Source organism: Nocardia sp. CA-129566, from assembly GCF_050956075.1.
Classification (GTDB): Bacteria; Actinomycetota; Actinomycetes; order Mycobacteriales; family Mycobacteriaceae; genus Nocardia.
In genome coordinates this window covers 8,361,508-8,374,432 of sequence record NZ_CP192085.1, presented here as the reverse complement: position 1 = coordinate 8,374,432, position 12,925 = coordinate 8,361,508, and the positions used below count along the sequence as shown (strand labels likewise).

The 12,925-nt window shown below is 66.9% G+C and carries 10 protein-coding genes (1 of these 10 cut by a window edge); 6 read left to right on the top strand and 4 right to left on the bottom strand.

Annotation, left to right across the window (positions count from 1 at the left end):
• Nucleotides 1–7: 7 nt before the first annotated feature.
• Complete coding sequence (locus ACQP0C_RS37280) at nt 8–553, bottom strand: helix-turn-helix domain-containing protein (RefSeq protein ID WP_433727843.1); 546 nt, start codon at nt 551–553, stop codon at nt 8–10.
• A 73-nt stretch (nt 554–626) separates the two neighbouring features.
• Between ACQP0C_RS37280 and ACQP0C_RS37275 the strand changes: the two genes are divergently transcribed.
• The 3 genes from ACQP0C_RS37275 to ACQP0C_RS37265 all read left to right on the top strand — a co-directional run bounded on the left by ACQP0C_RS37275 (nt 627) and on the right by ACQP0C_RS37265 (nt 4,440).
• Entirely contained in the window at nt 627–1,634 is a 1,008-nt protein-coding gene (locus ACQP0C_RS37275) for an alpha/beta hydrolase family protein (RefSeq protein WP_433727841.1), read from the top strand.
• 125 nt (nt 1,635–1,759) lie between these two features.
• Nucleotides 1,760–3,655, top strand: a complete 1,896-nt coding sequence (locus ACQP0C_RS37270; RefSeq protein WP_433727839.1) for a PPE domain-containing protein — start codon at nt 1,760–1,762, stop codon at nt 3,653–3,655.
• Nucleotides 3,652–4,440: an ESX secretion-associated protein EspG gene (locus ACQP0C_RS37265; RefSeq protein WP_433727837.1), complete on the top strand. Its 789-nt coding sequence runs from the start codon at nt 3,652–3,654 to the stop codon at nt 4,438–4,440. The genes ACQP0C_RS37270 and ACQP0C_RS37265 overlap by 4 nt, the downstream gene beginning before the upstream one ends.
• A gap of 61 nt (nt 4,441–4,501) precedes the next feature.
• Here ACQP0C_RS37265 and ACQP0C_RS37260 read toward each other — a convergent pair whose 3' ends face one another.
• The 3 genes from ACQP0C_RS37260 to ACQP0C_RS37250 form a co-directional block, all read right to left on the bottom strand.
• Nucleotides 4,502–6,010 carry a hypothetical protein gene (locus ACQP0C_RS37260; RefSeq protein WP_433727835.1) on the bottom strand — a complete coding sequence of 503 codons (1,509 nt, stop codon included), beginning with the start codon at nt 6,008–6,010 and terminating at the stop codon, nt 4,502–4,504.
• Between the two features lie 266 nt (nt 6,011–6,276).
• Nucleotides 6,277–6,708 carry a D-aminoacyl-tRNA deacylase gene (gene dtd / locus ACQP0C_RS37255; protein ID WP_433727833.1) on the bottom strand — a complete coding sequence of 144 codons (432 nt, stop codon included), beginning with the start codon at nt 6,706–6,708 and terminating at the stop codon, nt 6,277–6,279.
• 161 nt (nt 6,709–6,869) lie between these two features.
• Nucleotides 6,870–7,157, bottom strand: a complete 288-nt coding sequence (locus ACQP0C_RS37250; RefSeq protein ID WP_433727831.1) for a hypothetical protein — start codon at nt 7,155–7,157, stop codon at nt 6,870–6,872.
• A 99-nt stretch (nt 7,158–7,256) separates the two neighbouring features.
• On the opposite strand from ACQP0C_RS37250, the gene ACQP0C_RS37245 reads away from it, so the two are divergent.
• The 3 genes in view from ACQP0C_RS37245 to ACQP0C_RS37235 are tightly spaced (at most 17 nt apart) and all read left to right on the top strand, a layout consistent with a single transcriptional unit that may run on beyond the window.
• Nucleotides 7,257–7,571 carry a hypothetical protein gene (locus tag ACQP0C_RS37245; protein WP_433727829.1) on the top strand — a complete coding sequence of 105 codons (315 nt, stop codon included), beginning with the start codon at nt 7,257–7,259 and terminating at the stop codon, nt 7,569–7,571.
• Between the two features lie 15 nt (nt 7,572–7,586).
• The gene (locus ACQP0C_RS37240; protein WP_433727827.1) at nt 7,587–8,099 is read left to right on the top strand and encodes a YbaB/EbfC family nucleoid-associated protein; all 513 of its coding nucleotides are present in this window, start codon (nt 7,587–7,589) and stop codon (nt 8,097–8,099) included.
• Nucleotides 8,100–8,116: 17 nt separating this feature from the next.
• Nucleotides 8,117–12,925 carry the 5' portion of a hypothetical protein gene (locus tag ACQP0C_RS37235; protein WP_433727825.1) on the top strand. Its footprint extends 25,323 nt past the window's final position, so the window shows 4,809 of its 30,132 coding nt (coding positions 1–4,809); the start codon lies at nt 8,117–8,119; the stop codon falls past the right edge of the window.

Here is a 12,925-nt window from a genome sequence, read left to right as displayed (position 1 = left end):
GGCGGATTTATCGATGCTCGGCTTCTTCGGGGCCGATGGGGAACATGATCGGGCTCAGCAGGTACTGCGAACGACCAGGTGCCGCCGCATTTTTCAGTCGAGGCACGATGGCGGCGCGCATATCGGCGATCAGGCCGAGCAGTTCGTCGTGGTCGAGCCAGAGCGCGTGCTGGCGGTAGCCGACGAGATCGGCTGCCGGATCGGCGTTTTCGCGGTCGAGGTAGGCGTTGAACTCGGCGAGCAGGGTGGCCATCGCGGCCGCGAAGATCGGGCGATGGTCCTCGGGCAAGGCGGATGCGGCCCGATCGGCATCGATCACCGCACGCTCTCGGCGCAGCTGATAACGGCGTTCCACCGCGCCGCGCACGCGCTGTTCCTCGACGACCTCGAGAATGCCACCGGAGGCCAGCAATTCGACGTGGCGGTACACCGTGGCCTTCGAGACGTCCGGCATCCGGGCGCACAGCTGCGTGGTCGTCAGGGTTTGTCCGCCCGACATGGCGTGCACGATCCGCAGTCGCACCGGATGTGCCAGCAGCTCCAAGGAGTCCATGGCGGTTATGTTCTCATCTGTGATACCGTTCTCAAAGTTGAGAACAATAGAAGACCCCCCCGGGGAGGACAGCATGGAACGAACCGAGTCGGCACAGGCGGGCGATGGTGACGTGGAATCGCCTTGGCGGCAGCCGGATTACGTGGATCCGACCGCATTCGACGAGCGGGAGGTCACCGTCGGTTCCGGCGAGTTCGCCGTGCCGGGCACGCTGAGCATGCCGCGCGGCGATGGGCCGCATCCGGCCGTGGTACTGCTCGCCGGTGGCGGGCCGTTCGATCGCGAGGGCACCGTCGGGCCCAACCGGATCTACCGGGATATCGCCTGGGGCTTGGCCAGTCGCGGCACAGCGGTACTGCGCTTCGACAAGGTGACCTTGGTGCATGCCGAGAAGGTCGCGGCGACACCGGAATTCACAATGCGTGACGAATATCTGCCGCATGCCCTAGCGGGCATCGAAATGCTCTGTGCGGCCACGTCTGTCGATGCCGAGCGAGTCTTCGTGGTCGGACACAGCATGGGCGGCAAAGTGGCACCGCTGGTGGCGGCGGCCGCGCCCGCCCTGGCGGGCATGGTGTTGCTCGCCGCCGACACGCAGCCCATGCAGTGGGCCATGGTGCGGGTGCTGCGATACCTAGCGGAGCTGGACCCGGCGTACGTCGCCGCGTTTCCGTCCATCGATACCATCATCGAACAGGCGAAACTGGTTGATAGCCAGGAACTGTCACCAACCACGCCCGCCGCGGAACTGCCCTTCGGCATGAGCGCCGCCTATTGGCTGGACCTGCGCGCCTACGATCCGGTGGCGGTCGCGGCGACGCTGGACAAGCCCATGCTGATCCTGCAGGGTGAGCGCGATTATCAGACCACGGTGGCCGACGATCTGATCGGGTGGCGGACCGGTCTCGCCGATCGACCGGATGTGACCATCCGCACCTATGCCGCCGACGACCATCTGTTCTTCCCCGGTACCGGTCCGTCCGCGCCCGCGGACTACCAGCGGTCCCAGCATGTGGACGCCGAAGTGGTCGCCGATATTGCCGGCTGGATGGAGTCGATCTTGTTGGGGGCCAACGGATGAACCCGAGCATAAGGTTCGGTTAAGACGCTCGGATCCGCTCGGATCGGTGACCTAGACTCGGTATTTGCCCTGTATCCGAGGTGCGGACGGGTGCGGGTTTCGCGGGCGTTGGAGGAGCGGTCGGAGTGGGTAAAGACAGCGGGGCATGGGATGGTCTGAAGAAGACCGCGCAGGATGGGCACAGCATCAAGGTCGAGGCGAATGTGGCGTTGGCCTGTGCGGAAGCCTGTTCGGAGATGATCGGAAAGCTGAAGGCGTACAAGGCGATCGCCGCACAGGCCGAGATCAAGAACCTGGCGGACTTCGGGACCTTCCGGTCCGGAAACCAGCTGGCGACGAAGTTCAACGAGAAGTTGACGTCGATGAACGAGACGTTCGACGACCATATGGATACCCTCGCCGACCTCACCGATCTGTTCAAGGCGGCCGGTGCCGCGTATCGCGGCACCGACCAAACGTCGGCCGATGTCTTCAGTCACCTGGCCCAGGTCAAATCCGATCCCGACAAGGCCGCCGTGAAATTCGAGGCCCCCAAATATTCGGCGCCGGACGACGACAATCCGAAGGTCCCCAAGTCACTGCAACAGGGTGGCGGCATGGACAAGGCCGACATCAAGGTCGAAAGCGGCGAAAACCAGGGGTGGGACAGCCTCAACGCGCTGTACGAGCACATCAAGTCCGGTACCGCATCGGATGCCGGTGGGGTATGGGACTTCTTGGCCACCGAGATCGATAAGGCCGGCGGCACGCTCGAGGAGTCGTTGCACAAGCTGACCGCGGATGCGTGGCAGGGATACGGCGCCGATCAGGCCGTCGGCAACATCAGCAGGTACAGCGACAATATCCGCGAGCTGAGCAACACGATGGTCGTGGTCGCGGAGAACCTGCAGTACACCTCGCGCTGGTTGCATGCGACCAGGGAGGCGATGCCGTCCAACGCGGTGCACAATGGCATGGCCCACTGGGATTCGGTGTGCCTGTCGCACTATCAGGAGAAGTTCGACGAACTCTACGGCGATAATCTGCCGAAGTCGGACAAGGCTTTTCCGGTGTTGCCCGGAGCCCCGGTGCCGGCCAAGCCACCCGCCGCGCCGAAGCCCGAGACCGATCCGAAGGGGGACGGTAAAGGCGATGGCAAGGGTGACGGCAAGGGCGACAAGCGCGGCGGCGGCAATGGTGGAGGCACCGGCGGTGGGACAGGTGGGGGAACCGGCGGTGGAACGGGTGGGGGCACCGGCGGCGGTAGTGGCGCGGGCAAAGCCTCGATTCCTGGTGCCGGGGGCTCGGGGACCGGTAAGGAGACCGGCACCGGGACGGGCACGGGTTCCGGTACGGGCAATGGGACCGGGACAGGCAATGGCACCGGGACGGGCACCGGGACCGGGACCGGAACGGGAACCGGCACGTCGGCGTCGTCCTCGGGGCAGGACATGATCTCCGGGTTGGTGAATGCCCTGTCGCAAGGTATGCAGGCGATCCCCGGACTGATGCAGGCCCTCACGCAATTCCAGGCCCAGCATCCCGCGTCTGCGCCGATCGATTTCGATGGCTTCTTCGAGAAGTTCCCCCAGATCAAGGATCTGATCGCCACGAATCCGGAGCTGAAGCCGCTGGCCGATCTGCTCCACATCCCGGTCAAGGAGGACGCATCGGCGCAGGCAGCGGGTTCGACCGCGCCTGCCGGTCAGGTGCTTGCGGCGCAACCGACCACCGCGGCGCGACTGTTTCCGCGGGCCTCGCTGCCAGGCATCCCCGGTTTCGCGAGTCCCGATGTCGACAAGGTCGAAAAGTTGCTCGAGTCGGCGATCCGCGGTATCGCAGACGGTGTCGGACTGGAGATTCCGAGTGTGTCGTCGGGTGCGGGCCTGCCCGGATTCACCGAGCAGTCGACCGGCTGGGATATCGGCATTCCCGGTGTCGCACAGCAGGATCGGCCCGGACCCGTCGTGGCCCCGGCCGAGGTGGGCGGCGATTCGGCTGTGACGCAGGTCGAACAGGCGCTACCGCTGGGTCGGTCGTGACCCGGACCTGGGAGTTCACCGATCTGGAGTTCAAGGTGCTGTGGGAACGCCAGCTACAGCAGCGGATCCTGCCCGAGCCGCTCACCTATATGAGCCGCACGCCCTTGCGCGACGACTACGAACGCGAGAAGTTCCAGACCTGGGAGCGTTTGCGCGATAGCGTGGACGGCTCGATGCGCGAGGTGCTCGAGGTCATCTCGCGCCCCGAGGTCCTGGTGAAGGTGCTGGGGTGGAACGACGCGGACCAGGAAGATCCGCAGCAGTGGATCCGGGCGCGTGGCGTCCGGTCCGGCGCCCGCGGCTTTCTACTGGCTCAGCAGCCCGGTGAAACCCCCTGGCACAGTGGCGGTTACACGATCACCGAATGCGGTCCGTGGGGCGTGGCCGATGCGGTCGTCGGATTGCTGCCGAAGACGCGACCCGGCCGGATCGGCAGCATTCCGATCCTGACCGATCGGGTCGCCGATCATGAGCGGTTCGATTTCGGCGGCTCCCGGGTCACCGAGACCGCCGGCACGTCGACAGTGAGCCGCAGTGACCAATTCTTCGCCATTCCCGCGACCCGGACCGGTGTGATCACCATCCATCAGGGCCATTCGAAGTTCGGTCCGCGCGGCATCCTGGAGCGAATTCTGGTGTGGCGCGACCTGCCCGACGACGGCCGCTATGTGATCGAGCTCGACCAAGCTCCGGTCGCGGTCGGCATCGGCGACGGGCGGCTGGTGCAGAAGATCGACGACCTGATCGCCGGAATGCTCCAGCGGCTGGAAACCCATTGGGAGTGAACGGATCAATTGCCGAGGCGGCGGCGCGCGGTGGCCGCCGACCTCGCATGTCGGGTATCGCTCAGCTGGCCGACTTGCGGAAGAACAGCACGTTATCGCCGTAGTCGGCGAGCGGAATCGCGAGTGCGGCCTGCCGAATGCCGCTGGCGGGTAGCTGGGTGAGTTTGGCGAACATATCGGTATTGCCGAAGGCGGCCCGGACCTGGGTTTCGGATGCGTAGTCCGCGCCGTAGTCGGCCAGCGCGGCGAAGTCCAGCGGCGCCAGTGGGGTATCGAGCGGCGCCTGGCCGCTCGGGCGACCCAGTGCGGCGTACTGGGTGGCCACACCATTGTCGTACCGGCACAGCTCGTAGGACATCTTTTCGTTCGCGGTCACGCTGATCACCTGCCAGCGGTTGGAAAGATGCTGTGCCAGTGGATGTTTGCCGACCGGTGTCATCTCCCAGTTCAGACTCATGACAACCACCGAACCGCCGTAGGGCTGTTCGATGAGCACCACGTCATCGCCGAGGGATTCCGTGGAGTTCAGTTCGGGATCGAAGGTGTGCCAATGGGTTTCGTGCGCACCGCGCACCGCCGAGCGATCGACCTGGCCTGCGCTATCGGCGGCGTAGGCCGCGATAATGGCCGCGCGGACCTGGGCGACGGCGTCGCGGGAACTGCAGCGCACGCTCAGCGCGCCGAATGTCGCACCGATCTCCACCGGCCGCGAGGGCGGATCGGGTAGTGCGCCCGCGGCCAGCGGCTTCAAGCCGACCAGTGCGAGCTTCCAGTTGATCTCCTCGATGGTCGACAGGTCGCCCGAGGTTTGGTACAGGATCTGCTGCTGGGTCAGGTGTCCCGCGCGCTGCAGTGTCCGGCATTCGAGCTTGGTGAGCGCCGTGAAGGTCTTGTTGGTGAGGTCGATATCCTCGATCCGGGTTTCGCGCAGCCGCGCCGTCATCTCGGGCGAGGTGAAGGCCGCGTACCGCTCGCGGTACATCGCGACGGCCTGCTTGCGCTGTCTGCCGACCATCAGTGTGCGCAGCAGCATATTCAGACTCGCGAGGTACTTACCGGCCTGATCCGGATTCGTCGCGAACAGTGAACTGCGGATCCGCACCGCGTCCTCGCTGGCGGCGACGGCGGCACCCGGGTCGAGACGGCACAGCCACACGCCGCACTTCGACAGCCCGTCCGCGCAGACGGCGGCCACCTGCGGATGGGTGTGGGCCACTTGACGATATGTGTGGCAGGCATTGCGGATGGTGCTCGCGGCCAGCTCTCGGTGGCCGATATGGCGGGTGGCCTGCTCGAATACGCGCAGCGCCTCCTGCACTTCACCCGCGAACTGCGCGGTGACCCGTCCGGCGGCGAGCCAGTGCAGCCGAATGCCGACGGACTCCTGGGAGGGCGCCAATGCCTCGGCCGTGCGGTCACGTCCCTCGCCGTCCTTGGTGGCGACCAGCGCCTTGGCGAGGTCGCAGAGCGACGTGGCCAAACGCAACTCGTTCTCGACCGTTCGGTCGACGGCTGCCCGGCGATCCTCGGCCACCCGACGCTCGAGCGCACTCAGATCCCTCAGATCCATCGCGACCTCAACTCCCGCATTACCTTCCGCGCCACGGTCGTCGAGCGGCCGCATTCTGCTCGACCGAGTTTGCCATAGAAATGGCCGGAACGAGCAGGCAATCCACCGGCGACCGGCGCCGCCGCGATCGACCGGTTGACAGCGGGTGCACTCGGCTTCCGCGCGCTGGGGTCGTTCCGCGCGGACGACATGGTGTGTGGAGATGTGGTCGAGCTGATCAATGCCGCGCGCAGTTTGTCAGGGGTGGTTGCGCTCTGGGGTTGTGCTCAGCCCTCGAGCAGCAACGTCACCGGTCCGTCGTTGACGAGTTCGACGTGCATATGCGCGCCGAATCGGCCGGTGGCGACGGTCGCGCCGAGCTCGCGCAGCGCCTGGGCGAAGGTCTCGACCAGCGGTTCGGCGACGGAGCCCGGCGCGGCCGCGGACCAGGACGGCCGCCGTCCCTTGCCGGTATCGGCATAGAGCGTGAACTGGCTGACCACCAGAATCGGCGCGTCCAGATCGGCCGCCGACCGCTCATCCTCCAGAATCCGCAGCCGCCACAGCTTGTCCGCCAGCGCCTTCGCGGTCGCCTCGGTATCGTCATGCGTCACCCCGACCAGGGCGACCAGTCCCTGCGGGTTCGGCTCGATCCGGCCGACGGACCGACCGTCCACGGTCACCTGAGCGGCGGATACGCGCTGCACCAGTACTCGCATGCCCCGATCCTCGCATCCGGGTCGCCGGCTGCCGCCGGGTGCATCGGATCCGTCAGGGCGGTGGTCGAGCGCTGACACGATTCGAGCGATGGAGCTGAGCGCGGGTCGGCCGGTGGGCAATGGGCACGATCCGGTTGCCGAGGCGGCGGTCGGGGTCGGTGCTAGGGCTCCTCGTCCGGGTCGTTCGACGTCTCGACCGTTTCGGCGGCCTCGGCCTCAGCGATCGGCAGGGCATCCGCGATGTGTGCGGAGTTCAGTTCGTACAACGTGGACGGGTTGATCGCGAGGTCCATCGGGGATGCGAGAATCGGCGTATCTCGCACTGCCAGAAAGGAATCGAGGAGGGCGAGAGTGTCGGGGGTTACGTCGGAAGACATGGACGACAGTTCGTCCTGCAGGATTTCCAGTGCCGGAGCGGGTGTGTAACTGCCACGGCACCTTTCGTTCATTTTCGAGCTACTGACGAGTTGCCTCGCGCTGTCATCGTCGGATCAGAGGATCCGATGGTGATGGTGCGGGTGACCGCAGGAGCTCGAGGAGTTGGCGCGATGTCGGACAAGTTGACTCATGACGCGGAGCTGTTCGAGAAGGCCGCGGAGCGGACCAGCGCGGTCCGGGATCGGGTCAATGGCGTGCTGAGCGCGTTGGACGCGGCGCTCGCCGGACGTGGTGAGCCCTGGGGCAACGATAAGCTCGGCCGACAGTTCGCCGAAGGGCCCGATGGCTACAAGGTGGCGCGCACGAATATGACCGCCAATATCACCACCACCGCAACGAATTTCGACAACTTCTACACCGGTCAGACCAAGACCGCCAAGGAGTTGCGGCGGATGGACCAGTCCAACGGCGACGGTTTTCGGTAATCGGGGGCCGGGGGTATGACGAACGAATTCGCCAAGGCCGAGATGGCCGCGGTGCTCGATGAGGTCCAGCAGCAGTTTCGCGCGATCGCGAAAGTGCAGCAGCGGCGTTCCGAACTGACCGCCAGTGCGACAGTGCGCAAACGTATTACCGTCACCGTGAACGCCGACGGCACCATCATCGAAACCAAATTCGCGTCCGATATAGACGAATTGAGCTACACCGAGATCGCCAAGGCGGTGACGGAGGCCGCGCAGCAGGCCACCGCCGAGGTGATGCGCAAGGCGCAGGAGCTGATGATGCCCCTGCACGACCGTCGCGCGCGACTGCCGAAACTCTCCGATCTGATCGAGGGCATGCCCGATTTGAGCGCCGAAATGCCGAAGGCGCCAAAGGCTTCGCTCGCACCGCCGAATGCCGACGAGCGGCGCGCCGCCGACGATGACAGCGTCCCGATGGAATTCAGCAATGTCGAGGTCGTTTCTCGGCAGCCGGGCGCGGACCGCGGGGTCACCGATTCCAGCTGGTGATCCAGGGGTGAGCGCGGATGGCTGAGCTGCCCGGATATCTCAAATGGTTGGAGTGGGTCGCTGGCTCTGACTGGCCGGCGGGCGATCCGGATGGCATGTGGGGCCTGGCCGACGACTGGCGCGCAGCCGCGGCCGGATTGCGCGATATCCTGCCCGATATCAGGGATGCGAAAGCGGCGTCGCTGAAGGCGTATCAGGACGGCGACGGCATCGAGAAGATTCTCGAGAACTTCGACAGCTATCTCGAGGGGCCGCAGTCACTCGAGAATCTGGCCAAGGACTTCGAGAAGCTGGCCGATTCGGCGACCGGGGTCGGTACCGAGATCGAATACGGCCAGCTGATGCTGATCACCTCATTGGCATTGCTGGCGGCCGAGATCGCGATCGCATGGATCTTTCCACCGACCGCGCCTGCCGAAGAGGCAGCGGCGATCGTGGGCACTCGGGTGGCGATTCGGATGATCGCCAAACGGATCATGGACAAGATCGTCGATATCGTCGCCAAATTCCTCGGGAAGCGATTGGCGGAATTCCTGGTCCGTCACATTGCCATCGATACCGCACTCGGCACGGTCCAGGACTGGGGTATTCAGCAGTATCAGGTGAGTTCCGGACACCGCAAGGAGGTCAACTGGGAACAGGTCGCGGTCACCGGCGTCAGTTCGGCGGTGGGCGCTGGTGTGGCCAGTCCGCTGGGCGAGATGCTCGGCAAGAGACTGGCCGAGGCCGAGATGAAGGCCTGGCTGCGCGGGCTGATCACGGGCTCGGCGGCGGGCACTGTCGGCGCGCTCGCCGGGTTCGGCGGCAGTGTGGCCACGCAATTCGGCATTACCTGGGCCAAAGGTGGTGAACAGGGCGGCTGGGATAAGGCCGTCGAAGGCCTGAAAAGCACCGAGTTCGATCTGCGCATGTTGACGGCGGGCGCCACGAATGGCGCGATGTCCGGTGCGAATCGGGCGCTGGCCGAGCAGTTCTATCAGAGTCGGCATCCGGAGTGGTATCGGCCGAGCGGTTCGCCGGTCAATCCGGATAGCTTGACCCGCATCGGATTTCGGCCCGATGCGGGGCCGGTGGGTGCTGGTGACGGCGGTACCACTGTGGGTGCGGGTGACGGCTCGGGAAGCGGCCGGGTCGGCGAAGGTGCACCGAATGCGGGCCATTCGGGGGAGTCGGTCAATGGGCGGGCCGCCGGTGACGGGACGGCGGATGGTGCGGCCGGGGACGGGTCGACTGCGCATGTCGGCGATGACGGTTCGGGGGCAGCTGGTGCTGATGGGGCGAATAGTCATGGTGCGCGCGATGATGCGGCGCAGGCGCATGGTGCTGACGGCGGAATGTCGAAGGCGGGGGCCGCCGGTGATGGTTCGACCGCGCGTGCGGGTGACGGAGCGACTGCGCACGCTGGTAGCGATGGTTCGACGGCGCGTGCTGGTGATGGTGGTTCGGCGGCGCACGCTGGCGACGGTGGTTCGGCTGCGCGTGCTGGTGACGATGGTTCGACCGCACATGCTGGTGATGGTGGTTCGGCGGCGCACGCTGGCGACGGCGGTTCAGCTGCGCGTGCTGGTGATGATGGTTCGGCCGCACATGCTGGTGATGGTGGTTCGGCGGCGCGTGCTGGTGACGAAGGCTCGACCGCACATGCCGGTGATGGTGGTTCGGCGGCGCACGCTGGCGACGGCGGTTCAGCTGCGCGTGCGGGCGACGATGGTTCGGCGGCGCGCGCTGGAGATGATGGTTCGGCTGCGCGTGCCGGTGACAGCGGCTCTGCGAATACCCACAGTGCGGGCGATGCGACCGCGAATGGGCATGCGTCGGGAGATGGTGCGGTCCGACCTGCAGGTGCGGTGGATCACACTGCGGTGCAGCAGAATTCGTCGGCGGGTGCGTCGAATGGCGATTCGGGCGCACGTGCGGCGTCCGGCGACCACGGTGCCGGGGCGTCACCGGAAGCGAATCAGTCCTCGGCGGCTCGGGCCGATGCCGGAACGCGAGCCGATCTGGCTCCCGCAGGCGCGCACCCCGTTTCGACGGCCGACGGAACACATGTCTCCAGCGACAACGCATCCGCACCGGGTGCTCCCGCAGCAGCGTCGGGCCCAGCCCAGACCGGTGCCACCCCACCCCACCCCGCAACCTCCCCGACCCAATCCGGAGCCGATACCCGCGGCGGCGCAACGACATCCACGCCCCGCACGACCGCCGCCGAAATACGTCAGACCAGCACTACCTCCAGCACGGACGCCCAACGCGGCGAAACGACGCGTCCACAGTCGAGCCCCGAATCGCGCACCGGAGAACGCTCGCCAACGTCCAACCCGGACGCCCGCACCGCCGCCGACGCCCGCACCGGCACAGACCGATTCCGTACCGGCGAAAGCTCCGAAACCCGCTCCGGAACGAGCCGCGCACCAGCCGAAAACCGCGCGGGCACACCCGAATCCGCCCCCAACCTGAACGCCACCGAACCCGTTGCCGGCCCTCGAACAGAAGCCGCACCGCTCCACCCCGAGACCCACACCGACACCGGCGTCACCGCCCGAGCAGACACCGATTCCACAGCCCACCCCGATACCGATCCGGCCACGCGTCCCAGTGGCGAGGGTGCGACGCGGTCCGACAGCGACAGTGCTGCGCGCCCCGAGGGCGAGAGTTCAGTGCGCCCTGAGGGCGAGCCCGCCGCGCGTTCCGACGGTGAGCATGCGGTGCGCCCGGATGGCGAGCCCGCCGTGCGTTCCGACGGTGGCAGCGCCGCACGTTCTGACGGTGAGAGTCCAGTGCGCTCGGACAGCGAGCGGGTTGCGCGGCCCGACGGCGAAGGTGCGGTGCGCCCTGAAAGTGAGAGTCCGTTGGACTCGGAGGGCGAGCGGGTTGTGCGTCCGCATCGTGAGGATTCGGTGCGGTCGGAAAGCGAGCACGCTGCGCGGCTCGACGGTGATGGTCCAGTGCACCCCGAGGGTGAGAGTTCAGCGCGCTTGGAGGGCGAGCACGCGGCTCGGACTGATGGTGATCGGGCGGTGCGGTCCGACGGTGACCGTGCCGTACGCCCCGACGCTGAGGGTGCGGTGCGCCCTGACGGTGAGAGTCCGGTGCGGCCCGACGGCGAGCGTGCGCCTCGCCCGGGTGACGAGAGCGGCGTGCGGTCGGATGGCGAGAGCCCGGTGCGGTCGGATGGCGAGAGTGCGGTGGGTGCGGATCGTGACGGTGCCCGCCGACTCGACGGTGACGGTGTCGTTGGGGCTGACGGCGATACAAACGTGCGCCCGGACGGTGACGGTGTCGTTGGGGCTGGCCGCGATACAAGCGTGCGCCCGGACGGTGACGGTGTCGTTCGGGCTGACGGCGATACAGCGGTGCGCTCGGATGGTGACGGTTCTGTTCGGGCTGTGGAGGAAGGGGCAGCGCGGCACGAACCCGGCGGCGAACGGCGTGTGGCGGATTCCGCAGCGGGCGAGCATGGTCCGGCGCATCGGGCCGATGGCGATGCGGCGGATTCGGCCAAGCCGCATCGTGCGGACGGTGCTGATGCGGGGCAGAGGCGCGCCGAGGATGTCGAGGCCCGGCGTGCGGCGGCTCGCGAGCGCGCCGAATCCGTCGATCCCGCAGTCGCTTTCGTGCCGATCGTAGGGCCGGAAACGCCTCCGCACCGCACGGGCGACGCGTCCGGCGACAGAACCGCGCCGCGCGATAGCGCGGATACTCCGCATCGGCGGTCGAGTGATGATGCCCCGCTGCGTATTCCGGAGCGCAACCGCGGTCGGTGTGCCGAGCTGTCGCTGCGGCTGATCAAGGCGCTCACCGGCAGTTCGTCGATCAGGCTGCCGGAGCGGATTATCGGCATGGACGGTATGTCGGCCGGGGAGGTGCAGGACGCGGCGGGTGGGCAGCTGCGCGGATACGGCGATCACGGCGAGATCGCGCGGGTGTTGGCCACCATGCCGGAGGGTTCCTCGGCACTGGTCGTCGACGACTACAACGCCCCGGTCGACCAGTACCAGGTCGGCGCGCACGCATACGTACTCGTGCACGAGAACGGCGGCATCGTGGTGCGCGATCCGGGTGCGGGCCGGGTCGAGCGATTCCCACCGACCGTGCCGCGTGAAATCCGTGGCACCTACGCCATTGTGTTCGATGCCGAGGGAAAGCCGCTGCATCCGCTCGGCGCTGAACCGGGCGCCCAGCACTCGACCGATCCCGCGGTCCGCATCGGCCGATCCCTCGACGCGCAACCCGATCAGGTGCGGGAACTGCTGCGGCAGACCGAGATCGGCCGCCAGCTCATGGCCGAGTTCGATACCGGGCCGGTACGCGACAGATTCGAGTCCGACGCCGCCGACGGCCGCGCCGGTGAGTTCCGTCGCCGCGAGCTGAGCGCCATCGCCTACACCTCCGGCGCCGATCATGTGCAGCAGGCCCTCACCCTGGCACACGAATCCGTGCATGCCGAACGCTATGTCTCGGGCCGAACGGGCGATCTCCGGTCGATGACGCGCGAGGAATTCGTCCGGACCATGGTCGACGAGGAAGCGGCGGCGACCGGGCGACGATTCCAAATGGCGCAGGAGTTCCGGGATCTCGGCCACGACATCAAGGTGCACCCGCTCGAGCAGACCTACATCGACGCTCGCGATCGCGCCGCGGCCGACCTGGCGGCGAGCGATTCGACGCTGAGCCCGGCCGAGATCCGGCAGGCGGCACACGAGGTCGGCGTCGATGCCCTGCGCCAGCAGATCGCGACCCACGAGTGGCGAAACGGCAAGAACTACACCGATTTCTACGGCAGCACCTGGGACACCGCGCATGCGGCCATGGCCGAAACGCCACCG